This window comes from Cellulomonas sp., assembly GCF_015234515.1.
In the GTDB taxonomy this organism is placed as follows: Bacteria; Actinomycetota; Actinomycetes; order Actinomycetales; family Cellulomonadaceae; genus Cellulomonas.
The window spans coordinates 31,872-57,667 of record NZ_JADGMY010000028.1 but is presented as its reverse complement, the minus strand read 5'-3'; the positions used below and the strand labels follow the sequence as shown (position 1 = coordinate 57,667).

General features: G+C 73.6%; 24 protein-coding genes and 1 tRNA gene. 9 read left to right on the top strand and 16 right to left on the bottom strand.

Translation table 11 applies throughout. The features are described from left to right. Positions 1–38 precede the first annotated feature (38 nt). Positions 39–1,568, top strand: a complete 1,530-nt coding sequence (locus IR158_RS13965; RefSeq protein WP_291814034.1) for an NAD(P)H-quinone dehydrogenase — start codon at positions 39–41, stop codon at positions 1,566–1,568. A 280-nt stretch (positions 1,569–1,848) separates the two neighbouring features. Here the strand turns inward: IR158_RS13965 and IR158_RS13960 are convergent, their stop codons facing one another. The 3 genes from IR158_RS13960 to IR158_RS13950 form a co-directional block, all read right to left on the bottom strand. Next, the gene (locus tag IR158_RS13960) at positions 1,849–2,289 is read right to left on the bottom strand and encodes an NUDIX hydrolase (RefSeq protein WP_291814530.1); all 441 of its coding nucleotides are present in this window, start codon (positions 2,287–2,289) and stop codon (positions 1,849–1,851) included. 49 nt (positions 2,290–2,338) lie between these two features. After that, positions 2,339–4,144 carry a biotin carboxylase N-terminal domain-containing protein gene (locus IR158_RS13955; protein ID WP_291814032.1) on the bottom strand — a complete coding sequence of 602 codons (1,806 nt, stop codon included), beginning with the start codon at positions 4,142–4,144 and terminating at the stop codon, positions 2,339–2,341. Positions 4,145–4,284: 140 nt separating this feature from the next. Further along, a complete protein-coding gene (locus IR158_RS13950; protein ID WP_291814030.1) occupies positions 4,285–4,950 on the bottom strand; it encodes a nucleoside triphosphate pyrophosphatase in 666 nt (221 codons plus the stop codon). A 102-nt stretch (positions 4,951–5,052) separates the two neighbouring features. Between IR158_RS13950 and IR158_RS13945 the strand changes: the two genes are divergently transcribed. Then, entirely contained in the window at positions 5,053–5,817 is a 765-nt protein-coding gene (locus IR158_RS13945) for a vitamin K epoxide reductase family protein (protein ID WP_366928448.1), read from the top strand. Positions 5,818–5,845: 28 nt separating this feature from the next. Here the strand turns inward: IR158_RS13945 and IR158_RS13940 are convergent, their stop codons facing one another. The 4 genes from IR158_RS13940 to IR158_RS13925 are packed head-to-tail and all read right to left on the bottom strand — an operon-like array spanning position 5,846 to position 9,938. Next, positions 5,846–7,546 (bottom strand): DUF885 domain-containing protein, encoded by a 1,701-nt coding sequence (locus IR158_RS13940; RefSeq protein ID WP_291814027.1) that lies wholly within the window; start codon positions 7,544–7,546, stop codon positions 5,846–5,848. A gap of 10 nt (positions 7,547–7,556) precedes the next feature. Beyond that, entirely contained in the window at positions 7,557–7,817 is a 261-nt protein-coding gene (locus IR158_RS13935; RefSeq protein ID WP_291814025.1) for an acyl-CoA carboxylase epsilon subunit, read from the bottom strand. Then, a complete protein-coding gene (locus tag IR158_RS13930; RefSeq protein ID WP_291814023.1) occupies positions 7,814–8,374 on the bottom strand; it encodes a hypothetical protein in 561 nt (186 codons plus the stop codon). The genes IR158_RS13935 and IR158_RS13930 overlap by 4 nt, the downstream gene beginning before the upstream one ends. Before the next feature lie 10 nt (positions 8,375–8,384). Beyond that, on the bottom strand, positions 8,385–9,938 hold the full coding sequence (locus IR158_RS13925) for an acyl-CoA carboxylase subunit beta (RefSeq protein WP_291814528.1): 1,554 nt from the start codon (positions 9,936–9,938) through the stop codon (positions 8,385–8,387). 240 nt (positions 9,939–10,178) lie between these two features. Here IR158_RS13925 and IR158_RS13920 point away from each other — a divergent pair, with 240 nt between their 5' ends. Together IR158_RS13920 and IR158_RS13915 are read left to right on the top strand one after the other, a co-directional pair. Next, a complete protein-coding gene (locus tag IR158_RS13920; protein WP_291814021.1) occupies positions 10,179–11,048 on the top strand; it encodes a biotin--[acetyl-CoA-carboxylase] ligase in 870 nt (289 codons plus the stop codon). Between the two features lie 15 nt (positions 11,049–11,063). Continuing rightward, the gene (locus IR158_RS13915) at positions 11,064–12,221 is read left to right on the top strand and encodes an adenylate/guanylate cyclase domain-containing protein (protein ID WP_291814019.1); all 1,158 of its coding nucleotides are present in this window, start codon (positions 11,064–11,066) and stop codon (positions 12,219–12,221) included. Positions 12,222–12,236: 15 nt separating this feature from the next. Here IR158_RS13915 and IR158_RS13910 read toward each other — a convergent pair whose 3' ends face one another. Further along, complete coding sequence (locus tag IR158_RS13910) at positions 12,237–12,992, bottom strand: SOS response-associated peptidase (RefSeq protein ID WP_291814017.1); 756 nt, start codon at positions 12,990–12,992, stop codon at positions 12,237–12,239. A gap of 99 nt (positions 12,993–13,091) precedes the next feature. Here IR158_RS13910 and IR158_RS13905 point away from each other — a divergent pair, with 99 nt between their 5' ends. Beyond that, positions 13,092–14,390, top strand: a complete 1,299-nt coding sequence (locus IR158_RS13905; RefSeq protein WP_291814015.1) for a multidrug effflux MFS transporter — start codon at positions 13,092–13,094, stop codon at positions 14,388–14,390. An 18-nt stretch (positions 14,391–14,408) separates the two neighbouring features. On the opposite strand, the gene IR158_RS13900 is transcribed toward IR158_RS13905, so the two are convergent. The 5 genes from IR158_RS13900 to IR158_RS13880 form a co-directional block, all read right to left on the bottom strand. Further along, positions 14,409–15,617, bottom strand: coding sequence for a pyridoxal phosphate-dependent aminotransferase (locus tag IR158_RS13900; RefSeq protein ID WP_291814013.1), 1,209 nt, complete (start codon positions 15,615–15,617; stop codon positions 14,409–14,411). A gap of 46 nt (positions 15,618–15,663) precedes the next feature. Continuing rightward, the gene (locus tag IR158_RS13895; protein WP_227580628.1) at positions 15,664–15,789 is read right to left on the bottom strand and encodes a molybdopterin oxidoreductase; all 126 of its coding nucleotides are present in this window, start codon (positions 15,787–15,789) and stop codon (positions 15,664–15,666) included. A 117-nt stretch (positions 15,790–15,906) separates the two neighbouring features. Further along, positions 15,907–16,485, bottom strand: a complete 579-nt coding sequence (locus tag IR158_RS13890; protein ID WP_291814009.1) for a hypothetical protein — start codon at positions 16,483–16,485, stop codon at positions 15,907–15,909. Positions 16,486–16,697: 212 nt separating this feature from the next. Further along, the gene (gene adhE / locus IR158_RS13885) at positions 16,698–19,463 is read right to left on the bottom strand and encodes a bifunctional acetaldehyde-CoA/alcohol dehydrogenase (RefSeq protein WP_291814007.1); all 2,766 of its coding nucleotides are present in this window, start codon (positions 19,461–19,463) and stop codon (positions 16,698–16,700) included. Between the two features lie 198 nt (positions 19,464–19,661). Beyond that, positions 19,662–20,888 (bottom strand): SMI1/KNR4 family protein, encoded by a 1,227-nt coding sequence (locus IR158_RS13880; RefSeq protein ID WP_291814005.1) that lies wholly within the window; start codon positions 20,886–20,888, stop codon positions 19,662–19,664. A gap of 848 nt (positions 20,889–21,736) precedes the next feature. Here IR158_RS13880 and IR158_RS13875 point away from each other — a divergent pair. The 4 genes from IR158_RS13875 to IR158_RS13860 all read left to right on the top strand — a co-directional run bounded on the left by IR158_RS13875 (position 21,737) and on the right by IR158_RS13860 (position 23,935). Beyond that, the gene (locus tag IR158_RS13875; protein WP_291814003.1) at positions 21,737–21,970 is read left to right on the top strand and encodes a hypothetical protein; all 234 of its coding nucleotides are present in this window, start codon (positions 21,737–21,739) and stop codon (positions 21,968–21,970) included. Positions 21,971–22,047: 77 nt separating this feature from the next. Beyond that, the gene (locus IR158_RS13870) at positions 22,048–22,497 is read left to right on the top strand and encodes a hypothetical protein (protein ID WP_291814001.1); all 450 of its coding nucleotides are present in this window, start codon (positions 22,048–22,050) and stop codon (positions 22,495–22,497) included. A 131-nt stretch (positions 22,498–22,628) separates the two neighbouring features. Then, positions 22,629–23,345, top strand: a complete 717-nt coding sequence (locus tag IR158_RS13865) for a hypothetical protein (RefSeq protein ID WP_291814000.1) — start codon at positions 22,629–22,631, stop codon at positions 23,343–23,345. Positions 23,346–23,488: 143 nt separating this feature from the next. After that, positions 23,489–23,935 (top strand): hypothetical protein, encoded by a 447-nt coding sequence (locus IR158_RS13860; RefSeq protein WP_291813998.1) that lies wholly within the window; start codon positions 23,489–23,491, stop codon positions 23,933–23,935. Between the two features lie 232 nt (positions 23,936–24,167). On the opposite strand, the gene IR158_RS13855 is transcribed toward IR158_RS13860, so the two are convergent. The 3 genes from IR158_RS13855 to IR158_RS13845 all read right to left on the bottom strand — a co-directional run bounded on the left by IR158_RS13855 (position 24,168) and on the right by IR158_RS13845 (position 25,720). Further along, a tRNA-Arg gene (locus tag IR158_RS13855) sits at positions 24,168–24,243 on the bottom strand. Positions 24,244–24,306: 63 nt separating this feature from the next. Further along, positions 24,307–24,960 (bottom strand): FCD domain-containing protein, encoded by a 654-nt coding sequence (locus IR158_RS13850; RefSeq protein WP_291813996.1) that lies wholly within the window; start codon positions 24,958–24,960, stop codon positions 24,307–24,309. Positions 24,961–25,030: 70 nt separating this feature from the next. Continuing rightward, a complete protein-coding gene (locus tag IR158_RS13845) occupies positions 25,031–25,720 on the bottom strand; it encodes a 4'-phosphopantetheinyl transferase (RefSeq protein ID WP_291813994.1) in 690 nt (229 codons plus the stop codon). Positions 25,721–25,796: the final 76 nt, after the last annotated feature.

The following is a 25,796-nucleotide window of genomic DNA, read 5'->3' as shown; positions in this document are numbered from 1 at the left end:
AACAGGCTAACCACGCCGGTGCCAGGCAGGATGTCCCCGTGAGCAGCCAGCAGACCGCCGCGACCGCCGACCAGTCCCACGTGGCGGCCACCGCCGCCGCCTCCACCGTCCGTGACGCGCCCCACGACCTCACCGCCGCCAGGGTCGTGGTCGTCGGCGGCGGCCCCGGTGGCTACGAGGCCGCGCTGGTCGCTCGCCGCCTCGGTGCGCGCGTCACGGTGGTCGAGCGCTCGGGACTGGGCGGCTCCGCGGTCCTCACGGACGTCGTGCCGTCCAAGACGCTGATCGCGACCGCCGAGTGGATGACCATCGCCGACCGCGCTCCGGAGCTCGGGATCCGACTCGACGGGCTCGCGGACGGTGAGGAGGTCGCTGCGGGGACGGCCCCGGCCGTCGCGGTGCTGCGTCACCGCATCGACGTGCCCGCGGTGAACGCGCGTGTCAAGGCGCTCGCGGCCGCGCAGTCGGCGGACATCCGCGGACGCCTGGAGCGCGAGGGCGTCGACGTCGTCACCGGCACCGGGCGGCTCGTCGACCCGGAGCACGTGGCCGTCACCGAGGCCGACGGACGTGAGCACGTGCTGGACGCCGACGTCGTCCTGCTCGCGACCGGTGCGACGCCGCGCGTGCTGCCCGACGCGCGTCCCGACGGGGAGCGGATCCTCACCTGGACGCAGATGTACAACCTCACCGAGCTGCCGCAGCGGCTGATCGTCGTCGGGTCGGGCGTCACCGGTGCGGAGTTCGCCGGCGCGTACACGTCGCTCGGCGCCGACGTCGTCCTGGTGTCGAGCCGCGACCGGGTGCTGCCCGGCGAGGACGCCGACGCGGCCGAGCTCATCGAGCGCATCTTCCGGCAGCGCGGCATGACGGTCATGTCGCGCTGCCGTGCGTCGTCGGCTCGCCGCACGGCCGACGGGGTCGTCGTGACCCTGGAGGACGGCAGCACGGTCGAGGGGTCGCACGTGCTGTTCGCCGTGGGGTCGGTGCCGACGACGCGTGACCTGGGCCTGGAGGACGCGGGCGTGCGGCTGGCGGCGTCCGGGCACGTCGAGGTCGACAAGGTCTCGCGCACCAACGTGCGTGGCGTGTACGCCGCGGGGGACTGCACCGGGGTCCTGCCGCTGGCGTCGGTCGCCGCGACGCAGGGACGCATCGCCATGTCCCACGCCCTGGGCGACGCCGTGCGGCCGCTGTCCCTGCGGGGGATCTCCGCGAACATCTTCACGGCGCCCGAGATCGCGACCGTCGGGCTGTCCGAGACGCGGCTGCAGCAGATGGGCACGCACTACCGCACGAGCATGCTGCCGCTGTCGCGGAACCCGCGCGCCAAGATGCTGGGCGTGCGGGACGGGTTCATCAAGATCTTCGCGCACTCCGGCACGGGCACCGTGCTGGGTGCGGTGGTCGTCGGACCGCGCGCCAGCGAGTCGATCTTCCCGCTCACCCTGGCCGTCACCCACGGCCTGACGGCCGACGAGGTCGCCGAGGCGTCCACGGTGTACCCGTCGATGTCCGGCACGATCGGCGAGGTCGCGCGCATGCTCCACCAGCGCAGCGAGGACTGACCCACCGAGACCGACCGGCTTCCCCTCTCACCCCACCCCCACCCCCCCCACACCCCCGGGCGTGAGAGTGCGATCCGGTCACCCCACACGCCCGGGCGTGGGACTGGATTGCACTCTCACCCCCACCCCCCACCCCCACCTGCCCGGGCGTGGGACTGGATTGCTCTCTCACCCCTACCCCTACACCCCCACCTGCCCGGGCGTGGGACTGGATTGCACTCTCACCCCCACACGCCCACAGCCCCACACCCCCGGGGGTGAGAGTGCGATCCAGTGCCGGTCAGGGGTCGAGGCGTGTGCGTAGCAGCGGCCACGCGTCCGCGAACGCGGGGAGCAGGGGGCGGGCGGCGACGTCGTCGAGCGCGACCCAGGCGACCTCGATGCTCTCGGCGTCGGTCGCGGCGGGTGTGAAGGGTGCGAGGGCGTCCGCGAGCACGGTCGTGTACGACCAGTCGGGGTGGGTCAGGACGTGCTCGCCGCGCACCGCCACGGTCGAGACGTCGACGCCGGCCTCCTCGTGCGCCTCACGCAGCGCCGCCTGGACGGCGGTCTCGTCCGGCTCGCGCGCACCCCCCGGCAGCGCCCAGGTGCCGCCCTGGTCGCTCCACAGCGCACGGTGCTGCAGCACCACGTCCGTCGCGCGCCCGTCCGGCCCTCGCCGCGCGAGCAGCAGCCCCGCCGCCCCGTACAGGCCCCAGTGCCGGGCGCCGCATCCGCACATGACCCACCCGTCGCCCGGACGGCCCTGCCCGCGGCTGGTCACGCCCGCGTCAGCCGACGATGTCGCAGATCGCGCCGCCCGCGCTGACGTTCGCCCCGACGGCCGCCGTCAGGGACTGCACGGTGCCCGCGCGGTGCGCGACGAGCGGCTGCTCCATCTTCATGGCCTCGAGCACCACCACGAGGTCGCCCTCGGCGACCTGTGCGCCCTCGGCGACGGCGACCTTGACGATCGTGCCCTGCATGGGGGAGGAGAGCACCGTGCCGTTGGACCCGCCGGTCCGTGCGGCCCGGGCGCGTGTCGTGCGGCGCGGCGCGGTGCCCTGACGGCCGCCGCCGAGCCGCCCGGCGCCGGAGCCCGACCCGCGTCCCAGGCCGAGCGCCGCGGGCAGCACGACCTCGAGCCGCTTGCCGCCCACCTCGACGACGACGCGCTCGAGCTGCCCGTCGGGCAGCTGTTCCTCGTCCTGGGCCGGTGCGGCCGCGCCTCCGAGGCCTGCGACCGTCTCGGCGAACTCCGTCTCGATCCACCGGGTGTGCACGGTGAACGGCCGCGCGTCGTCGGCGGGAACGAACGCCTCGGCCTCGAGCACCGCCCGGTGGAACGGCGTGACCGTCGGGATGCCGACGACCTCGAGCTCGGCGAGCGCGCGGCGCGCGCGCTCGACGGCCTGCCGGCGCGTGGCACCCGTGACGATCACCTTGGCGATCATGGAGTCGAACATGCCGGACACGGTGTCGCCCTCGACGACGCCCGAGTCGACACGCACGCCCGGCCCCGACGGGAACCGCAGCCGGCTGATGCGTCCCGGCGCCGGCAGGAAGCCTGCGGCGGGGTCCTCGCCGTTGATGCGGAACTCGATGGAGTGCCCGCGCGTGGTGACCTCGGTGTACCCGAGAGGCTCGCCTGCGGCGATCCGCAGCTGCTCGCGCACGAGGTCGATGCCGCTGATCTCCTCGCTGACCGGGTGCTCCACCTGCAGGCGGGTGTTGACCTCCAGGAACGAGACCGTCCCGTCGTTGCCCACGAGGAACTCGCACGTACCGGCGCCCACGTACCCGGCCTCGCGCAGGATGGCCTGCGACGCGGTGACCAGCGCCCGGTTCTGCTCGTCGCTCAGGTACGGCGCGGGCGCCTCCTCGACCAGCTTCTGGTGGCGTCGCTGCAGCGAGCAGTCCCGTGTCGAGACGACGACGACGGTGCCGTACGCGTCGGCGAGGCACTGCGTCTCGACGTGGCGCGGCCGGTCCAGGTAGCGCTCGACGAAGCACTCGCCGCGCCCGAACGCCGCGACGGCCTCGCGGACCGCGGACTCGAACATCTCGTCGATCTCGTCGGCCTCGCGGGCGACCTTCAGGCCGCGTCCGCCACCACCGAACGCCGCCTTGATGGCGATCGGCAGGCCGTGCTCGGCGGCGAACGCGTGGATCTCGGACACGTCCTGGACCGGCTCGGGGGTGCCCGCCACCAGCGGCGCGCCGGCGCGCTGCGCGATGTGCCGGGCGCTCACCTTGTCGCCCAGCGACTCGATCGCCGACGGCGGCGGGCCGATCCACACCAGACCGGCGTCGATCACCGCCTGCGCGAACTGCGCGTTCTCCGCGAGGAACCCGTAGCCGGGGTGCACCGCGTCGGCGCCCGAGCGGCGGGCGACGTCGAGGAGCTTGGCGATGTCGAGGTAGGTCTCCGACGCGCGGGCGCCGTCGAGCGCGTACGCCTCGTCCGCGACGTGCACGTGCAGCGCGTCCCGGTCGGTGTCCGAGTACACGGCGACGGACGCGACACCGGCGTCACGGCAGGCACGGGCGATGCGGACGGCGATCTCACCGCGGTTCGCGACAAGGACCTTGGTCATGAGGGGCACGGCTCACCGTAGCGCGCGAGCGCCGCACGTCCGTGCCGCGTCAGGGCCGTCGCCGCAAGATTGCGGCAACCCTTCAACAGGCCCCGGGCGGGTCTTGTAGGAACCCACCACGCGCGCGGCGGGAGGGCGGGTCAGGCGCGCCAGAGGGCCGGCACCGTCAGGTCGATGTCCGCGAGCAGGTGACGCAGCAGGGGCAGGCTCACGCCCACCACGTTGTGGTGATCGCCCTCGATGCGCTCGACGAAGGGGCCGCCCAGGCCGTCGAGCGTGAACGCGCCCGCGACGGCGAGGGGCTCGCGCGTCGCCACGTACGCGGCGACCTCGTCGTCGGAGAGGTCGGCGAAGTGCACGACCGTCGACGCCGTCGCGCCGAGCGTCGCCCCCGTGCCCCCGTCCGCCGGGTCGCGCTCGTCGACCAGCCAGTGGCCGGTGTGCAGGACACCGGACCGCCCGCGCATCGCGCGCCAGCGGGCGACCGCGTCGTCGGCGTCGGCGGGCTTGCCCAGGACCTCGCCGTCCAGCTCGAGCATCGAGTCGCAGCCGAGGACCACGACGTCCTCGTCGTCGTCCCAGCCGTCGACGTCGACGTCGTCGAGACGTCGCGCGACGTCCTCCGCCTTGGCCTGCGCGAGCACGAGCACCGCGTCGGCGGGCTCCAGGTCACCGAAGCGCTCGCGGGCGGCGGCGAGGACCGCGTCCTCGTCGACGGTCGAGACGACGACCAGCGGCGCGAGCCCCGCGGCGGCGAGCGTCGTGCGGCGGGCGGGGGATGCGGAGGCGAGCAGGAGCCGGGTCACGGGCCGACCCTAACCGCAGCACGGGTCGGTGACGGGAACGCGGGGGTGACGGCGGGGAGGCGGGACGTCCTACTGTCCCGTCTCACAGGTCGGCAGGGCACAATGGCGCGTCGGACCTGCAGGCGCGAGGAGGCCACGGTGAAGGACACCACCCAGGACGTGCGCGGCGGCGGGGTCGCCGGCGGCATCGACGAGCACGACGACGTGCTCGACGAACAGCCCGCCGACGTCCTCGACGACGACCCGGACCTGCTCCGACCCGCGTCGCTGCCGTGGCGGCGGCGCACGGCCATCGAGATGATCGTGTCCGGCCTCATCGGCCTGTACACGTCGTTCGTCCTGTCGTACGAGGCGATCCCGATCGCCGTGGCCAAGGCGACCGACACGACCGCCGCGCTGAGCTGCGACCTCAACGCGGTCATCTCGTGCGGGAAGGTCGGCGCGACCTGGCAGGCGGAGCTGCTCGGCTTCCCCAACGCGTTCCTCGGGATCGCTGCCGAGGCGATCGTCATCACGGTGGCCGTCGCGATGCTCGGCGGCGTGCTGTTCCCGCGGTGGTTCATGCTCAGCGCGCAGGCGATCTACACGGTGGGACTGGTGTTCGCCTGGTGGCTGTTCCAGCAGTCGTTCTTCGTCATCAAGGCGCTGTGCCCCTGGTGCCTGCTGATCACCGTGACCACCACCCTGGTGTGGGCGGGCATCACGCGGATCAACGTGCGTGACGGGCACCTCAACCTGCCCGGACGCTGGGGTCCGTGGGGACGCCGCTTCGTCGCGTCCGGCAACGACTGGTTCGTCACCGTCGCGGTCCTGGTGCTGTTCGCGGCCGTCGTCTTCGCCAAGTACGGCTGGACGCTGTTCGTCTGAGCCGCCGCGTCCCCGGCGGGGCGCGCGCTCAGCCCACGAGCGCGCCCGGCAGCACCGCGAGCGGGACGGACCCGAGCGCGAGCGCGCGGGCGTGGAACGCGCGCAGGTCGAACACCTGGCCGCGGGCGGCCGCGGACTCGCGTGCGGTGTCCCGCGCCTGCTCCCAGAGGCGCTGGCCGACCTTGTAGGACGGTGCCTGGCCCGGCCAACCGAGGTAACGCGTGTACTCGAACCGCAGCATCGACTCCGGCATGTTCACGTTGGCGCGCAGGAAGTCCCAGCCGGACTCCGGCGTCCACGCATCGCCGACCTCCGCCGGTGCCGGCAGGCCCAGGTGCATCCCCAGGTCGAAGACGACGCGGGCGGCGCGCAGCCGCTGCCCGTCGAGCATGCCGAGCCGGTCGCCCGGGTCGTCGAGGAAGCCCAGCTCGGCCATCAGCCGCTCGGCGTACAGCGCCCAGCCCTCGCCGTGACCGGACGTCCACGCGGCGAGCCGGCGCCAGGAGTTGAGGGTCGCGCGCTCGAACACCGCCTGCGCGATCTGGAGGTGGTGACCGGGGACGCCCTCGTGGTAGACGGTCGTGCGCTCACGCCACGTGGAGAACGACGTGACGTCGTGCGGCACGGACCACCACATGCGCCCCGGGCGGCTGAAGTCGTCGCTCGGACCGGTGTAGTAGATGACTCCCGTGTGCGACGGCGCGATGCGGCACTCGAGCGTCCGCACGGGCACGGGGATGTCGAAGTGGGTGCCGTCGAGCGCCTCGATCGCGGCGTCGGAGGTGGCCTGCATCCACGCCTGCAGGGCCGCCGTGTCGTGCAGCTGGCGTGCGGGGTCCGCGTCGAGGAGCGCGACGGCGTCCGCGACGCTCGCGCCCGGTCCGGCGATCTGAGCCGCGAGCGCCGCCTGCTCGGCCTGCACGCGCGCGAGCTCCTCGAGGCCCCAGGCGTACGTCTCGTCGAGGTCGAGCGCGGCGCCCACGTGGTGCCGGGACCACAGCGTGTACCGGTCCCGGCCGACGCCGTCCTCCTGGGGTGCCAGTGGTGCCAGCTCGTCGGCCAGGACGCGTGCGAGGTCGGCGTACGCGCCGCGCGCGGCGTCCGCGGCCCGCTCCAGGTCGGCCCGCAGGGCGTGGTCGTCCCCCAGGACCCGCTGGGCGTCCGACCCGTGCACGAGCCGCGTGAACGCGGACCGCTGCGGGTCGGCGACCTCCTGGGCCTGCACGATCACCGCCTCGACCTGGCGGACCGCGGCGACGTCACCGCGCGCTGCGGCCGAGCGCAGCGACGCGACGTAGGACGCGACCGACGCCGGCACGGCCGCGAGACGCGCCGCGACGTCGTCCCACGCCTGCTCGGAGTCGGTGGCCATGAGGTCGAAGACCTCGACGACCTGCTGGGCCGGCGACGCGACGTTGTTGAGCAGGCGCGCCCGCTCGCCCGCGTCGTGGAGCTCGACGTCGAGGCCGAGGGCGTACCGCATCGCAGCGCCCGTCACCTCGTCGACCGCGTCGGCCGACGCGAGCGCCTCGAGCGCGAGCAGGGTCGAGCGTGCGGCTGCGGCGCGCTCGGCCGCGGCGTCGGGGGAGAAGTCCGTCAGCTCCCGCTCGTGCCCCGGGATCCCCAGGGAGGTCGCGTCCACCGGGTTCAGCCGCGCCGACGTGACCACGTAGGCGTCGGCGACGGCGTCGACAGGACTGACCGGACGGGGGGCGGCAGGAGACGTCACGTCCGCCACCCTATGCGTCGAGGCGCAGGCTCCACCGCCAGGCGTCCGGCCCGCGCGACGGCGCGGGCGCCCCGCGCAGCCGTCCCGGTGCGACCCACCGTGCCCGCGCCGCACGGGCGGGTGCGTCCGTGTCCTCGTCGTGAGGGTCGCGGCGGCCGGCCGCCGCGACGAGGCCCGCGACGAGAGCGGCGAGCTCGTCGTCGTCGGGCGCGCCGCGGACCACGTGCACGTCGGCGTCGGAGCGCGTGGCGTCCGGCTGCCACGTGCTCACAGGTCGTCCTCGTCGTCCTCGTCGTCGTCGAGCAGCACCGGTGCGCCGCGGCCGGCGCCCCACTCGCCGACGACGTACCCGCGCTCGGTGAGGGTGTGGGCGATCTGCGCCCCGCCGTCGTCGACGAGGTCGATCACCGCGTCGAGCGTCAGGTCGCTGACCGTCGGCGGGAGCTCGACGACGAAGCCGAGGTGGAACGTGTCGTGGTCGCCCGGCTCGACGGGCGTGTCGGCGTCGGCGTCGCCGTCGTCCCAGGTCATGCCCGTGAGGTCCGCGTGCAGGCCCAGGCGCCCGTGGAGCAGGTCGTAGAGCCGTGCGTTCAGCGCGCCGACGCGGCCCTCGAGGGCGAGCACGCGCGGGTCCTCGTCGGCCTCCCGGGCACCGAACTCCGCGCGCACTCCCACGGCCGTCTCGACGTACGCGTGCAGCGCCGCAGCCAGCTCGTCGACGGCCCCGTGCAGCTCACGCGCGTCCACGCCGGTGAGCGGCTCGCGACCGTGGGACGCGGGGTCGTGCTCGTCCGGGTGGCCGTGCTCGTCGTGCCTGCCGTCGCTCATGACTGGCTCCTCACAGCGGGATGTTCCCGTGCTTCTTGGGCGGCAGGCTCGCACGCTTGCTGCGCAGCAGACGCAGCGACCGGACGACCTGCGCGCGGGTCGCGGACGGTTCGATGACGTCGTCGACGTAGCCCCGGTCGGCCGCGTCCCACGGGTTGACGATCGCGTCCTCGTACTCGGCCGTCAGGCGGCGGCGTTCGGCGTCGACGTCCCCGCCGGCCTCGCCCACGGTCTTCAGCGCGCCGCGCTGCAGGATGTTGACCGCCCCGCCGGCGCCCATGACGGCGATCTGCGCGGTCGGCCACGCGAGGTTGACGTCGGCGCCCAGCTGCTTGGACCCCATGACGATGTACGCGCCGCCGTACGCCTTGCGCGTGATGACGGTGACCAGGGGGACCGTCGCCTCGGCGTACGCGTAGATGAGCTTGGCGCCGCGCCGGATGATGCCGTTCCACTCCTGGTCGGTCCCCGGCAGGAAGCCCGGCACGTCGACGAACGTCAGCACCGGGATGCCGAACGCGTCGCACGTCCGCACGAACCGGGCTGCCTTCTCCGCGGCGTTGATGTCGAGCGTCCCGGCCATCTGCATCGGCTGGTTCGCCACGATGCCGACCGGGTGCCCCTCGACGTGCCCGAAGCCCACGACGACGTTCTGCGCGTACAGGGCCTGCACCTCGAGGAAGCTGCCGTCGTCCAGGACCGTCTCCAGCACCGTGTGCATGTCGTACGGCTGGTTGTCGGAGTCCGGCACGAGCGTGTCGAGCACCCGGTCGTCGTCCGTCGGCTCCAGGTCCGCCTCGTGCGCGTACGACGGCGGGTCGGCGAGGTTGTTGGTCGGCAGGTAGGCCAGCAGGGTGCGGACCCAGTCGATCGCGTCGTCCTCGTCGGACGCCATGTAGTGCGCGACGCCCGAGCGCGTGCTGTGCGTGGTCGCCCCGCCCAGCTCCTCGAAGCCCACGTCCTCCCCGGTGACCGCGCGGATCACGTCGGGGCCGGTGATGAACATGTTCGACGTGCCGTCGGCCATCACGATGAAGTCCGTGAGGGCGGGCGAGTACACCGCACCGCCCGCCGACGGTCCGAGGATGAGGCTGATCTGCGGGATCACGCCCGAGGCGGCGACGTTGCGGCGGAAGATCTCGGCGAACTGCGTGAGCCCCGCGACGCCCTCCTGGATGCGTGCGCCGCCACCGTCGCTGATCCCCACCAGCGGCACGCCCGTGCGCAGCGCGAGGTCCATGACCTTGGTGATCTTCTGCCCGTGCACCTCGCCCAGGGACCCGCCGAAGACCGTGAAGTCCTGCGAGTACACGCACACCGGACGGCCGTCGACCGTGCCGTGGCCGACGACGACGCCGTCGCCCGCCACGCGCCTCTTCTCGAGCCCGAAGTTGGTCGACCGGTGCCGCACGAAGGCGTCGAGCTCGACGAACGAGCCGGGGTCGAGCAGGGCCTCGATGCGTTCGCGGGCGGTCTTCTTGCCGCGCGCGTGCTGCTTGACGACCGCGTTCTCCTCGGCGGCGTCGACGGCCGCGGCGCGCCGTGCGCGCAGGTCGTCGAGCAGGCCGGCGGTCGTGCGGACGGGCTGCGCCGGTCCGGCGTCCGCGGGCGTCGGGTCGGGGTCCGTGGCGACGCTGCGCGCGAGGGGGTCGTCCTGGGTCACCCGACGAGGCTAGTTGTGCGGGCAAGCCGGCCGCGTGCACCCCGCCGACCGTGTTGCCGGGGGGCGGCTGTGGAGACCCGACAAGAACGCCGACGGCCGTTCGTGCGGCGGCGGTGGCGGGCGCTGCGCGATGATGGCCGGATGACCGTGCGCGAGCCCCTCGACGTCGACACGTTGCGTGAGCTGCTGCTCGCGCCCGCGGGGCCGCTCGCGCGGCTCGACGTGGTCGCGGAGGCAGGGTCGACCAACGACGACGTGGTCGCGGGGCTGCGCGCCGACCCCGACGCGTGGCCGCACGGCAGCCTCCTGGTCGCCGAGCACCAGACGGCCGGTCACGGGCGCGCCGGTCGCACGTGGACCATGCCGGCGCGGTCCGCCCTGGCGTGCACGTTCGTCGCGTGGCCGCGGTCCGGTCCGGCGACGTACGGGTGGCTGCCGCTGCTCGCGGGCCTGGGCACGGTGCGTGCGCTGCGCGCCACCGCTGGCGTGCCCGCGGTCCTCAAGTGGCCCAACGACGTGCTCGTCGACCTCGGGGACGGGGTCGAGCACGTGCCCGGGTGGGGCACGGCGCGCAAGGTCGCGGGGGTCCTGGCCCAGGCGGTGCCGGACGTGCCGGCGGTCGCCGTGGGCATCGGGGTCAACGTCGACCAGCGCACCGACGAGCTGCCGGTGCCGTGGGCCACGTCCCTCGCGCTGGCCGGCTCCCGGTCCGCCGACCGGGCGAGCGTGCTCGTCGCGCTCGTCAGCGCCCTGGACCAGGTCGCGCGGCGTTGGACGGACCACGGTGGCGACGCCGTCGCGGCGGGCCTCGTCGACGAGGTCGCGTCGGTGTGCTCGACCGTCGGGCAGCACGTGCGCGTCGAGCTGCCGGGGGGCGCCGAGATCGTGGGCACGGCCACCGGGCTCGCCGAGGACGGTGCGCTCGTGGTGAGCGGCGCGGACGGCGCGACGCACCGCGTGCTCGCGGGTGACGTCACGCACGTGCGCGTCACCGACGCCACAGGCCCGTGAACTAGGCTGCGTGACGTGCCGGGAAGTCAGGGGCAGGACAGCGGGCCGGTGGGTGCCGACCCGCTGACGCCGTCCCCGGCGGGGCCGGCCGGGCCGGCCGGGCCGGCCGGGCCCACGCCGCCAGCGCCGCCGCGGGGCACGACCGACGAGCTCGATGAGCTCCTGCTGGGAGGTCCGCGCACGCTGAGCGCGCGTGACCTGGCCCGGCTCTCCGGCGTCGACCTCGAGATCGTCCGGACGTACTGGCGGACCCTGGGGCTGCCGAGCCACGACGACGACGACGTCATGTTCACCGAGCGTGACGCGCAGGCGCTCGCGCGCTCGCGCGCCCTCGTGGTGGAGCACGGCCTGGACCTCCGGACGGTCGTCACGCTGGTGCGCGCGCTGGGCCACACGTCGGACCGGCTCGCGCTGTGGCAGGTCGAGGCGCTCGTGGAGGACATGGCGACGCGGTACGCACTGGACGACACGTCCGCCCGGCTGCTCGTGCTCGACCGGTTGGGCGGCCTCGCGCCGCTGCTGGAGCAGCAGCTCCTGCACTCCTACCGGCGGCACCTCGCGGCCGTCGCCGACCGTTACGCGGCGGAGTTCGGGCACCTGCGCGACGTCACCGTGGACGGGAGCCTGCTGCCGCTCGCGCGCGCCGTGGGGTTCGCCGACATGGTGTCGTTCACGCGGCGCACCGCCGGTCTGGGGTCGACCGACCTGTCGCTGTTCGTGCAGCGGTTCGAGACGGCCGCCCGGGACGTCGTCGCCGGTGCCGGCGGGCGGGTCGTGAAGACCATCGGCGACGCCGTGCTGTTCATCGCCGACACCCCGGGCGCCGGTGCGCAGGTGGCGATCGGGCTCGCGGACGCCTTCGGGACGTCGCTCGACGTCGAGGCCGCGCGCGGCACGGGCGGTCTCGCGGAGGGCGCGCGGGGCGTCACGCCCGTGCGCGTCGGGCTGGTGTGGGGGCGCGTGCTGTCGCGGTTCGGTGACGTCTTCGGCCCGAGCGTGAACCTGGCCGCGCGGCTCACCGACGTCGCCGACCCGAGCACGGTGCTCGTCGACGCGTCGACCGCGCAGGTCCTGGGCGGGGACCCGCGCTTCCGGCTGACCGAGCAGCCGGTGCGCGACCTGGCCGGCGTGGGCGAGGTCGTCCCGTTCCGCCTGGAGTCCGCGCCCGGCTGACGGCCCCCCGCCCCGTCAGGTGCGCAGGTCGTCGCCCGTCGGTTCGACGAGGTCGGGGGAGTTGTTCGCGACCGTGTTGACGCGGGTCGAGACCGGCGTCGCGGTGAGCGGCGGGGGCGGGACGTCGAGGAGCTCGCGGGCGTCGTCGGCGCCCAGCGCGGGGTCGAGCCACGCGGACCACGCATCGGCGGGCAGGATCAGCGGCTGCCGGTCGTGGATCGGCGCGAGCGCGTCGGTCGCCGGCCGCGTGACGACGGCCACCGAGACGAGCCAGCGGTCCGGGTCGTCGTCGGCCTTCGTCGGGTCGCGCCAGAACTCGTACAGCCCGGCGAGGGCGGCGACGTCGCCGTCCGACGGGTGGATCCAGAAGGGCTGCTTGGGCGTGCGACGGCTGCGCGGCGAGCCGGCGGGCGGCTCGGGGCCCGCCTGCCACTCGTAGTACCCGTCGGCGGGCAGGAGTGCGCGGCGCGACGCGAACGGCCGGGCGAACGCCGGCTTGTCGGCGACGGTCTCGACGCGTGCGTTGATGATGCGGCTGCCGACCGACGGGTCCTTGGCCCAGGACGGCACGAGGCCCCAGCGGGCGACCCGCAGCTGGCGCGTGATCTCGCCCGTGGCGCGGTCCGCTCGCTCGACGACCATGCGCACGCCGTCGGTCGGTGCGACGTTCCACGACGGCGGCAGCAGCCGCACGTCGTCGGCGACGGTCGCCACGGCGAACTCGTCGGCGATCGCCTGGTCCTCCCGGAAGGACGCGTACCTGCCGCACATGACGGACAGCCTGCCACCGGGCACCGACACGCGCAGCGCGCGCCCGCGGGTGTCGAATCGATTCGTCAGCCGTCGGTCGCGGTGCGACGATGGGAGGCGATGGACGAGTCCTCCCCGCGGTCCGCCGCCCCCGCCACCCCCGCCCCCTCCGGTACGTCGACGCCCGGCGCCGCGCCGTCAGCCACCGACGCGCCGGTCCACCGTCCCGACGCACGCCACGTCCTGCTGCTCGGCACGATGTGCGCGCTGCCGGCGATATCGACCGACATCTACCTGCCGTCGCTGCCGGACGTCGCCCGCGACCTCGGCACGTCGGCCGCGGCCGTGCAGCTGACGATGACGGGCATGCTGATCGGCGGAGCCGTCGGCCAGCTCGTGATCGGCCCCCTCTCCGACCGGTTCGGGCGTCGCACGCCGGTGCTCGTCGGCGTCGCGCTGCACGTCGTGGTGTCGCTGCTGTGCGCGATCGCGCCGGCGATCGTCCCCCTCGTCGCGCTCCGGGTGGCACAGGGGTTCTTCAACGCGTCCGCCACGGTCGTGGCGATGGCGCTGATCCGCGACCGGTTCACGGGGTCGGACGCGTCACGCCTGATGTCGCGGCTCATGCTCGTCATCGGGGTGGCGCCCCTGTTCGCGCCGTCGCTCGGCGGGCTCATCGCCGGGCAGTGGGGGTGGCGCGCGGTGTTCGTCGTGCTCGCGGCGTTCGGCGTCGTGCTGTGGTTCGTGGTGCTGCTGCGCATGCCCGAGACGCTGCCGCCGGAGCGCCGTCGCGACGGCGGGGTGCGCACGGCGCTGTCGGGCTACCGCCACCTGCTGCGGGACCGGCACTTCGTGGCGCTCGCGGTGCTGCCGGGCCTGGCGATGGCGGTGCTCATGACCTACGTCGTGGCCTCGCCGTTCGTGCTGCGCGTCGGGTACGGGCTGAGCGAGCACCAGTTCGCGCTGCTGTTCGCGGCCAACGGCGTCGGCCTGGTCCTCGGTGCCCAGGTCAACGCGGCGCTGGTGCGGCGCGTCGCGCCGATCCGCATCCTGCGCGTCGCGGTCGTCCTGACGGTCCTGCTCACGGGCGTGCTGCTGGTCCTCGCGCTGACCGGCTTCGGCGGCCTGTGGGGGCTGCTCGTCGTGCTGTGGCTCGTGCTCGCGCTCGTCAACTTCGCACCACCGAACGCGACCGCGATCGCCCTGGGCCGCCACGGCGCCATCGCCGGGACCGCGGCGGCGTTCATCGGTGCCCTGCAGGCCGGGACGGGCGGAGTCGTCGCGAACCTGTCCGGCGTGCTGGGCGGGGGAGCGGTCGCGATGGCCGTCGTCATGCTGGCGGCGGCCACGGTGGGGCTGACGGTCCTGGCGCTGGCGACCCCCGCGTTCCGGCGCGGCGGTGCGTGGCAGCTCGCCTGACCCGGCGACGACCCGCCATCAGCCGAACGCGCTCCGCAGGCGCGCGACGGCGTCCTCCAGCACGTCCTGCCGCTTGACGAACGTGAAGCGCACCCAGCTGCGCAGCGCCCTGTGCGTGGGGGAGCCCGCGCGGGTGAACGCGCTCACGGGCACGCCGACGACACCCGCCCGCGTCGGCAGCTCGCGGCAGAACTGCGTTCCGTCGTCCGCGCCGAGCGGGGCCGCGTCGGCCAGGACGAAGTAGGTCCCGTCGGGCCGGACGACGTCGAACCCGGCGTCGCGCAGCCCCGCGGACAGCAGGTCGCGCCGCTCGGCGAGCGACACCACCAGGCCGTCGACCCAGGCCGCGACCCCGGGGTCCGTCAGCGCGTGTGCCACGGCGGGCTGGAACGGCGCCCCGGACACGTAGGTGAGGAACTGCTTGACCGTCCGCACGGCGGCGACCAGCTCCGCCGGACCGGTGACCCACCCGATCTTCCAGCCGGTGAACGAGAACGTCTTGCCGCTCGACGAGATCGTCAGCGTGCGCGCCGCCATGCCGGGCAGCGTCGCGACGGGCACGTGCTCGACGCCGAACACCAGGTGCTCGTAGACCTCGTCGGTGACCACGAGCAGGTCGTGCGCGCGGGCCACGCGCGCGACCGCCTCGAGCTCGTCCCGGCGCAGCACCGCGCCGGTCGGGTTGTGCGGCGAGTTCAGCAGCAGCAGGCGGGTGCGCGGCGTCACCGCGGCCTCGAGCGCGGGCACGTCGAGCCGGAAGCCCTCCGCGGTCGGGCGCAGGGGAGCGGTGGTGTGCGTCGCGCCCGCCATCGCGACGACCGCGGCGTACGAGTCGTAGTACGGCTCGAGCGTCAGGACCTCGTCGCCCGGGCCGGTGAGCGCGAGCACTGCCGCGGCGAGCGCCTCGGTCGCCCCCGTCGTCACGAGCACCTCGGTGTCCGGGTCGACGTCCATCGCGTACCGCGTGCGCTGATGAGCCGCGATCGCGGCCCGCAGGGGTGCGGTACCGGGCCCGGGCGGGTACTGGTTGGCGCCCGCGAGGATCGCGTCGGCGGCCGCGCGCGCGACCGACTCGGGCCCGTCGACGTCGGGGAAGCCCTGTCCCAGGTTGAGGGAGCCCGTGCGGGCCGCCAGCGCCGACATCTCCGCGAAGATCGTCGCGCGCGGCGTCCCGTCGGGGTCCAGGAGCCCCGCCGCCGCTGCCACGTGCTGCCACCTGCTGCTCACGCGGCGAGCATAGGGCCGGGCGGCGCGGCGGCTCCCGGGCGGGTCCTCAGAGCAGGCCGGCTGCGGCGAGCAGGCCGCTGACGACCAGGAGGACGAGCGAGGTCCACGCCGCCACGACCCACCACTCGACGCGGTGGCGGCGCACCTCGCGGGTGTGCGTGCGGACTGTCATGTCTTCAAGATCGGCACGTGCCGGCCCTCGGACAACGATCTGCGGCCCGAGTCGCGTATTTCACCCACGAGATGGTCCGCGACGCTCGTCGTGGCGCGCGGACCGGACGCCACGGCGTCACTGCGTCGCGGCCTCCAGGTCCTGGCCCAGCGTGGCGAGCTTCGCCCCGAGGTCCTGCAGCGCGCCCCCGGCCTCCGCCCCGGCGCCGGCCGTGACGGCGTCGAGCTCGGCCCGCGCGGCGTCGACGTTCGCCCGCGCGTCGGCCAGGGCCTGCGCCGACGCCTCGGTCCCGTCGGCCTTCGCCTGCGCCACCGCCTGCTCCGCCTCCTCGACCGCGGCCTGCGCGGAGCTCACGGCGGCGTCGGCCTCGCCCCGGGCCTGGTCACCCAGCCCGGCAACCTCGGCGCGCGCCGCGTCGACACCGGCGCGTGCCTCGTCCGCGTGCGTCTGCGCGTCGCCGAGCGCCTGCTGGATCTTGTCGCCGGCGGCGGTGAGCTCGTCCGCGGCCCCCTGCGCGGCGCTCGACAGGCCGTCCGCGGCGTTCTGCACGTCACCGTCGGTGCACGCGGTCAGGCCCAGCGCGAGCGCACCCGCCGCGAGCGCGTGGACCGCACGGTGCCTGCGACGCGACGTCACGGTGCCGGACGGCGTGGTGCGGGACAGGGGACGGCGGGTGGGGGAGCCGAGCGCGGCCACGGGGACCCTCCTTCGGTTCGGGTGCCCGGCCGGGGGGTGGCCGGGGGCGCCCAGTTTGCCCCGGCATGGTCGGTCGCGCGCGTCGGGGAGCCGTCGTCGTGCGGGACGCGAACGGCGACGCCCCCGCCCGGGGAGAGCCGGGGCGGGGGCGTCGGAGCGTTCGCGGGGGTGCCGCCAGCGTGGGGCGAGGCGGCGGACCGTCGGGGAGGCGGTCAGGCCCCCGCTCGCTCGCGGCGGTTCCGGACGTCCTCCAGCGACGTGCCGTAGTAGGCCGCAGTCATGATGTCCTTCATGTCGCCGATCATCGGCATGCGCGGGTTCGCCGGTGCGCACTGGTCCTCGTAGGCGCCCATCGCGACCTCGTCGAGCCGGCTCATGAACTCCTGCTCGTCGACGCCCTGCTCCGCGAAGGACTGCGGGATGCCGACCTTCGCGCGCAGCGCCTCGACGGCCAGCGCGTAGGACTCGACGCCCTCCTCGGGGGTCGACGCCGGCAGACCGAGCATGGCCGCGATCTGCTGGAACCGCTCCGGGGCCACGTAGGACTCGTACTTCGGCCAGCTCGTGAGCTTGGTCGGGACGGTGCCGTTGTAGCGGATGACGTGGGGCAGCAGCGTGGCGTTCGTGCGGCCGTGCACCAGGTGGTACGTCGAGCCGATCACGTGCGCCATGGCGTGCACGATCCCGAGGAACGCGTTGCCGAACGCCATGCCGGCGATCGTGCCCGCGTTGTGCATCTTCTCCCGCGCGTCCTGCGTGAGCGGGTCGGTCGGGTCGCCGTTCACCGACTGCGCGAGGTTGTCGAAGATGAGGCGGATCGCCTGGAGCGCCATGCCGTCGGTGAAGTCGTTCGCGTAGACCGCGACGAACGCCTCGGTCGCGTGCGTCAGGGCGTCGAACCCGGAGTCGGCCGCCAGCGACCGCGGCATCTTGTGGGTCAGCACCGGGTCGATGATCGCGACGGTCGGCGTCAGCGCGTAGTCCGCGAGCGGGTACTTCTTGCCCGAGTCGGGGTCGCTGATGACGGCGAACGGGGTGACCTCCGCGCCGGTGCCCGACGTGGTCGGGATGCAGACGAGCTTGGCCAGGTCGCCCAGGACCGGGAACTTGAACGCGCGCTTGCGGACGTCGAAGAACTTCTGCTTGAGGTCCGAGAAGACGATCTCGGGGTGCTCGTAGAGCAGCCACATGACCTTCGCGGCGTCCATGGGCGAGCCGCCGCCCAGGGCGATGATCGTGTCGGGGCGGAAGTGCCGCATGTTCGCGGCGCCCTTCTGCACGGTGCGCACGGACGGCTCGGGCTCGACCTCGTCGATGATCTGCACGGCGACGTTGTTGGAGCGTCGGCGCAGGACGTCGAGGACCTTGTCGACGAACCCGAGGTTCGTCATGGTCGTGTCGGTGACGATCGTGACCCGCTCGATGCCCGCCATGTCCGCGAGGTAGCGGATCGCGTTGGGCTCGAAGTACGTCTTGGCGGGGACCTTGAACCACTGCAAGTTGTTGTTCCTCCGGCCCACGCGCTTGACGTTGATCAGGTTGACCGCCGACACGTTGTTCGACACCGAGTTGTGGCCGTAGGAGCCGCAGCCGAGGGTCAGCGACGGGATGAAGGCGTTGTAGATGTCACCGATGCCGCCGAGCGACGACGGTGCGTTGCAGATGACGCGGATCGCCTTGACGCGCTTGCCGAACTCGACCGTGAGGGCGTCGTCCTGCGTGTGGATCGCGGCGGAGTGGCCCAGGCCGTCGAACTCGACCATCTTCTCGGCCAGCGCGATGCCCTCCTCGGTGGACGAGGCACGCAGCACCGCCAGCACGGGGCAGAGCTTCTCGCGGGTCAGGGGCTCGGCGGGGCCGACCTCGGCGACCTCGGCCAGGATGATCGAGGTGTCGCCCGGGACGGTGAAGCCCGCCTGCTCGGCGATCCACACCGGGGACTTGCCGACGACGGCGGGGTTGAGCTTGGCGCCGCCGCAGTTCTCGCCGCCGGCCTCGACGCCGAAGATGAACTGCTCGAGCTTGGCCTTCTCCGCCGGGGTGACGCGGTAGGCGTGCAGGCGGGAGAACTCGGCCATCGCGGCGTCGTAGATCTCCTCGTCCAGGATCGCGGCCTGCTCCGAGGCGCAGATCACGCCGTTGTCGAAGGCCTTGCTCAGGACGATGTCGTTGATGGCCCGGGCCAGCTTGGCGCTCTTCTCGACGTACGCCGGGACGTTGCCGGCGCCGACGCCGAGGGCGGGCTTGCCGCACGAGTACGCGGCCTTCACCATCGCGTTGCCACCGGTGGCGAGGATCGTCGCGACACCCGGGTGGTTCATGAGGGCGCCGGTCGCGGCGAGCGACGGGGCCTCGACCCACTGGATGCAGTGCTCGGGGGCACCCGCGGCGACGGCCGCGTCGCGCACGATCCGGGCGGCGGCGACCGAGGAGCGCTGGGCGTTCGGGTGGAACGCGAAGATGATCGGGTTGCGGGTCTTCAGCGAGATCAGCGACTTGAAGATCGCGGTCGAGGTCGGGTTGGTCACCGGGGTGATGCCGGCGATGACCCCGACGGGCTCGGCGATCTCCGTGATCCCGTTGAGCTCGTCGACGTTGATGACGCCGACCGTCTTGAGGTTCGCCATCGAGTTGGTGACGTGCTCGCACGCGAAGATGTTCTTGACGGCCTTGTCCTCGAAGACGCCGCGTCCGGTCTCCTCGACCGCGAGCTTGGCGAGCTGGCCGTGCTGGTCGAGCGCGGCGACGGCGCCCTTCTTGACGAAGCGGTCGACGTCCTCCTGGGTCATCGACTCGAACTCGGCGAGCGCCTTGGTGGCGTTCGCGACGAGCTCGTCGATGGCCTGTGCGACCACGTCGACCTCGGTGACGCCGAGGGCCGAGCCGGCGGGCTGCGCTGCGGCGGTGGCCGAGGGTGCCTCGGCCGGCGCGGCGGCGGGGGCCTTCGCGCGGGTGCTCTTCTTGGTGGTCTCGGACACCTTCGACTCCCGGTGAGTGGTGAGAGGGGGACGGACCTTGGAGGGTCCGTCGCTGGTACCGACGGTAGGTTCGGGGGGTCCCAGATAGATGGGATGAAAGTCCCCGCGGTGTGAGCCGCGTCTCGCCGCGACGCTCGGTGGACGGGTGCGACGGGACCTGGGTCCCGCCCGGGGCACCCCGTCGAGACCGGTGGTGGCCTAGCCCAGGTCCGTCTCGGCGGCCGCGTCGCGGCGCGCGAGGATCTGCACCCACGCCTCGGCGGACGCGTGCATCGGCCCGCCTCCCGCCGCGATCTGCTCGAGGCGGTGGCGCCCTGCTTCCGCGCCCAGGGCCGCGAGCGCGTAGGCCGCGAGGAACTCGGTCAGCGGCTCGCCGTCGAGGTGCGGCAGGAGCACGTCGACGTGCCCGGCGTCGCCGTGGACCGCGAGCACCTGGATCGCGGCGTCCACCTCGTCGCGTGTCGCGGCGCCGGGACGCAGCCGCTCGACCGCGAGTGCCGTGCCCCGCGGGTCGCCCAGCGCCGCGAGCTGCGTGACGCAGCCCCAGTCCGCCAGCACGTCGCGTGCGCGGTCGCTGCCCGCGCGCATGAGGGCCTGCGGGGCGCCCTGCGGCCGTACCCGGACCAGCGCGTCGACGGCCTCGTCGGTCCCGATGCGACCGAGCGCGTGCACGGCGTGGGCGGCCCACCCGGCCCGCTCGGCGAGCAGCCCGGCCAGGACGTCCACGGCGTCGGGCGCCGTGACACGCGCGAGCCGTCGCACCGCCCGGTGCTCACCCCGCTTCGCGCGCTCGATCACCGCGAGCGTCTCGGCGACGGTCGTGACCGGCTCGCGGATCTCCACCTCGTGCGCGAGGAACGAGCGGAACGACACGAAGACCTGCGACGTCTCCTTGGCGATGTGCCAGACCTGCCACTCCTGCTCGCCGTCGGCCGGCACGAGGCACGTCGTGCCGGGCCGGTGGTCGACGGCGATGACCAGACCCGACGCGAACGGCGTCCACGGCCACGCGTCCTGACCGTCGACCACCACGGGGTCCGGCTCGTCGTCGTCCTGCGCGCACAGCGACGCCATGAACGGGTCGACGTCCCGCAGCCACCTCAGGTCGGCGACGGGCAGGAGCACTACACCCACCACGTCGGACTCGGCGGGTGGCTGCTCGGGCCCACCGTGCGGGTAGACCAGGCGGACACCGTTCAGGTCGGCGTACGCGCCGTCGCTGAGCAGCAGGAACTCGCGGTACGACGGCGGCAGCCGCCGCCCGATCCTGCGCTCGGTGGCCGCGACCTGGTCCTCGGTCGCGGGCGGCCGCAGCACCGAACCGGTGTCCCGCACCGCACGCGTCGGCCTGTCGCCGGGTCCGACGTCGGCCAGCAGGAGATCGCTCCAGCGGGTCGCGAGCTCGCGCATCGTCGAGATCGTCACCGGTGCATGGTCCCGTCGCCGCCGAGCCGTCGGCGACCGCTGACCGGGCGAACCGTGCGCGGTGGGGCTTCCGCGTCTGCGTCTGGTGCGGTCGATCGAGGTACCGCGTCGACGCGTCGAGCGGCGATCGAGATGGGTGCGCGGGTGTACCTGCCCGCGCTCGGGAGGTTCCTGTCTATCGACCCGGTCGAGGGAGGGGTCGACGACGCGTACGTCCACCCGACGGATCCCATCAACGCCTTCGACCTCGATGGCACTTCAGCCTGAAGAAGTTCTGGCGAGACCGTGGTGCCACCATTGTCGGCGGCGCGCGGCTGGCGCTGAACGTCGGTGCGATGATGGGTTGCGCGCCCTGTGCGGTCGTCAGCACGGTTTGGACATCCGTCGATGTTGGCGTCAACCTCCGGAATGTCAACGTTGGAGGTGCAGCTCTCGCGGCCACGGGTTGCCCTCGTGCTGCTCGCCCTGGTGGTTCTCGTCTTCCTGCGGGACCTGGCGTTCGCCCTGCTGGGTTCCAGCGACAGTCCTGGTGCTTTGGTGCGGGCAGTGCTGGGCTGGCCGGGGGAGGCCGTACTGCTCGGGGTGTGTCTCGCGGCTCTGTGGTAGGTCGCTTCGGGCTCCCGGCCCGGCTCGCCGCAGCGGGGAAAGGTCCTCGTCTGCGGGAAGAGCACGCGGAGCCGAGGTCGGAGTCTCCCGTGTGGCCGGTGAGGCGGGGAGCATCCGTACGGCACGTGGCGTGGAGGCGGCTGGCCGGTACGTTGCTCGCAGCCATCGTGGCGGGCAGACGCGGCGGAACCGTGCCGCGCGGCGAGGTAAGGGGATGAGGGCACATGCGGACACAGCCGCTGGTGTCGTCGCTCGAGCGGATCGGTACCCACGAGGTCTCGGCGTTGGTGCGCACCGTGGTGACGTCACTGCGGCCGCAGTGGGTGAGCATCGACGCCTACGTGCGCCCGGCGGATGCGGTCGAGGACGTCAGGCGCCGGCTCGCGAGCATGCCGGGGGCCTGCTTCGGCGGAGGCGTCAGTCCGAGAAGCAACCCGTTCGAGATCCAGGCTGGGCTGAAGGATGGTGGGTACTGATGGCGCGCGGGCGCTGCGTGACACTCGCGACGGTGGCGGTGCTCCTGTGTTGCTCATGCGGGCTGCCGTCCCAACCGGTGAGGCAGTCCGTCGGCCTCGCCCAGGTGAGCGGCACGGTCGTCGTACTCCTCCCGGCGTGCGCCGACGTCCAGGTCGAGTCCGTGATCTTCGCGCCGGACGACGGCGCGTCCCCCCTCGACGAGTCCCGGTGGTGGACCGCGAGCGGGTACATCACCCCGAGCACGGGCGGCACGTCCGGAGCGAGTGCGCCTCGGATCGTTCTCGACCCCGCCTACTGGGAGAGCTCGAGCGGGCCGGTGCCGGACTGGACGCGACCCTTCAGCGTCGATGTCGTCACGGCCGGTGAGCTGTACGCAGGGGTCGCGGATGAGGAGGACATCCCTGCGCTGAGGGCGCTCGGAGGGGAGTTCCTCGTGGACGGCGCGGTCATGGGCGAGCGTGAGTTCCTCGAGGCCGACGGTCCGTCCGACTGCCCCGCTTCCTCCTCCGGCGAGGCTCTGCGGTAGCCGCAGCGACACGATCGTTGCCGCACCGACGCGGGGGCGCGGGCGTGCCGGTAGCCGAGGGGCGTGCTGCACGTGCTGCGGATGACTCAGTCGCATGCGCAGTCCTCGCAGGGCCGAGGAGATCCAGGGTCGTGCGCTCGCAGTCGGGCCGGGTGCTCACCGCGACGGTGAGCGACGGGGCGAGCCCAGGGTCGTCGTCGTACTGGTACGACGGCGGCGGGCGTCTGGTGCGCGCGGTCATCCCGCGGCACGAGCTGACGTACTCGTTCGCCGGCACCGGTGGGTGCGGCGCGAACACGAGAGCGGGCGCGAACGGAAACCGGGTGTCGTCGAGGGACGTGCTCGACGGGGCCGCGGTGACGACGACCACCTCGTGCTTCGACCACGTGGACCGGTTGACGTCGACGACGGTGACGGACCTGCCCGCCGGTGCCTCACCGGTGTCGCGGACCGTGGGCGGTGCCTCGATCTCGTACGACGCCGGGGGCAACACCACCGCGTTGGCGGGGCAGGCGTTCGGCTACGACCAGGCCGACCGTCACGTGTCGAGCACGGACGGCTCGGGCGTGAAGGTGACGTTCGCGCGCGACGCGTCCGACCGGATCGTGCAGCGCACCCAGGTGGTCGGTGGGGAGACGTCGGTCGTGCGGTACGGGTTCTCCGCGGGTGGTGACACCCCGGATCTCGTGATGGATGGTGCCGGCGCGGTGGTGGCTCGGGTGCTGTCGCAACACTCAGGTCCGCTACCGGCGGTTCGAAGTTCTTCGGCAGGAACCTGTCGATCAGGTTCCACGGGTCTCGTAAGAAACCCGTGCGCAGCGTGTTGCGGAAGTACAACAGGTCGGTGAAGTCCTAGTCTCGAAAGGCGGACCGGGCTGGCAACTACCTGTGGGGGGGCGGATGTCGCACCCAAGGCTTACCGGACTGCCCGGTCACGCAGATGACGACTCGACCTGAGATGCCTCGAAGCGAGGTAGGTGAGACCTGGCTCATGCGCCGACTGCTCTGGCGTCCGCTCTTCCTCATCTACGAGACGCTCGCCGACTCGATGGTCGAGGCCCGGGCGCATCCTGCAGCGGTGCGGCAGGGCGCGAGCTATCGCGACGCGCTGGTTCCGCTGCTGGCGCTGGCTGCGATGGCGCGCATGGTCATCGGTCTGGCAACCGCACTCTGGTTCGCGGGGGTGTTCGTCGTGGCCGAGGCGACTCAGTCCGTGCTCGGCCGGTGGGTGGACGTCGTGGGTCTGTCGCTCGGATGGACGGCTGCTCTCGGGATGCTCGCGTCCCTCGTGCGCATGGGGATCGCGTGGTTGCTCCGCCATCGCGAGGGCCTCCTCCTTCGGGTCCGGATCGTCGAGCCGGGCAGGTGGGATCTGGTCTGGCAGGCGGTCATCGGCACGTGCGCGGCGATCTGGGCTCTGGCGGGAACGGGCACGTGAGTGGCGGGAGCTGCTGTGGTGATCGTCGGGACGCACCGCCCGCTCGCTCGGCTCAACCGAGGGTGGTAGTCGCTGCGGGGCTCGCAGCACGGTGGGGTGTGCTCCCCGGTGGGCTGCGGCTGGACCTCGAGGTCGCCTGGCCCGGCCATCGCGTCGAGAGGACCCCGGGACGACGAAACGCCCGGACCCACGTGTCGTGGGTCCGGGCGTTCTCGATGCCCTGAGGCATCCGTGGTGCGCCCGAAAGGATTCGAACCTTCGACCTTCTGCTCCGGAGGCAGACGCTCTATCCGCTGAGCTACGGGCGCGCGGCGATTCCCGAGACTACCAGCCCTCCCGGGGCCTCTCCGCCGGGTTTCCGGAAGCGCGCCTCACGCGTCCTCGAGCAGGCCGGACAGGTAGGCGCTCGTCTCGGACGCGGCGCGCTCCGGGTCGCCCGCGACGATGGCCTCGACCAGCGAGTCGTGCGCGTCGTGCGCGTGCGCGTCGGTGACGAAGTTGAAGCGGATGTTGTCGCCGATGGCCTCGAGCAGGTTGTCGTACAGGGACCGGAGCACGGGGTTCGCGGCCGTCCGGACGATCGTCCGGTGCAGCTCGAGGTCGGTCGCGACCATCTCGTCGAGGTCGCCCCCGTCGTAGGCGCGGGCGCGGGCGTCGCGTTTGGCGAGCAGGTCGGACGCGTCGGTGGCGGTGCGGTGGCGAGCCGCGAGCCGCGCCGCCTCCATCTCGAGTGCGCGTCGCACCGAGACGACGTCGCGCTGCCGGGCGTCCGCGATCTGCCGTCCCATGGTGACGGCGAGCTCGGAGGACGACACGACGTACGTGCCCGACCCCTGACGCCGCACGAGCAGCCCGGCGTGGACGAGCGACTGCACGGCCTCGCGCACGGTGTTGCGCCCGACGCCCAGCAGCTCGACGAGCGACGGCTCGGGCGGGATGCGTGACCCGACGGGCCACTCCCCGGAGCTGATGCGCGACCGCAGCGCGTCGACGGCGGTGTCGATCAGACCGGTGCGTCGCACCATGGGCGGTGGCCTCCTCGTCGTCGTCGGGTGGGCGGGCCGACGACGGACGGCCGCGGTGCCCCGGCCCGAGTCAACACGTCCGACGACCGAACGACCAGTCCCCGTCCGCTCCCGCTCCGGCGTGTCGCCCGGGTGGGTGCGCCAGCGTGACTGCCGTGACGACCAGGCCGCGACCCGTCGACCAGCGGCCGTGCAGCGTGTCGACACCCAGGCCCGTCACCGCGAGGTGCGCGGTGAAGGTGCCGTCCCCGAGGCGCACGCGCACGTCCTCGAACCCGAGCCACGTGCGGACCACCGGGTACCAGACCTTGTAGACCGACTCCTTGGCGGAGAACAGGACGCGGTCGGGGAAGTGCGCGGGATCGACGTCAGCGAGGTCCCCGCGCTCGTCGTCGGACGTCACGAGGTCCGCGACCCCGTCGGGCAGGGGGGCGAGCGGCTCGGCGTCGATACCGACACCCGCCCAGGTGCCGGCGTGGGCCACGGCGGCCGCGCGGTACCCGTCGCAGTGCGTGAGGGCGCCGACGACCCCGCCCGGCCACACGGGCGACCGGTCGGGCGCGCTGGGCACCGCCGGCCGACCGACGCCCAGCCGCTCGAGGGCGTCGCGTGCGCACGCCCGGACCGCGGCGTACTCGGCGCGCCGCGCGGGCACGGCACGCGCGACGGCGGCCGCCTCGTCGCCGAGCAGCGGCGCCGGCGCACAGGGCCCGAAGGACTCGACGGCCACGACACCGGGCGGCAGCAGGTCGGCGAGCACGCGCACCAGTGTGCCGGGGCGGTGGGCGGGCCGAAACGTGTCGCGGTTGCCCCGCGCCGGTCGCCTACCCTTGGTC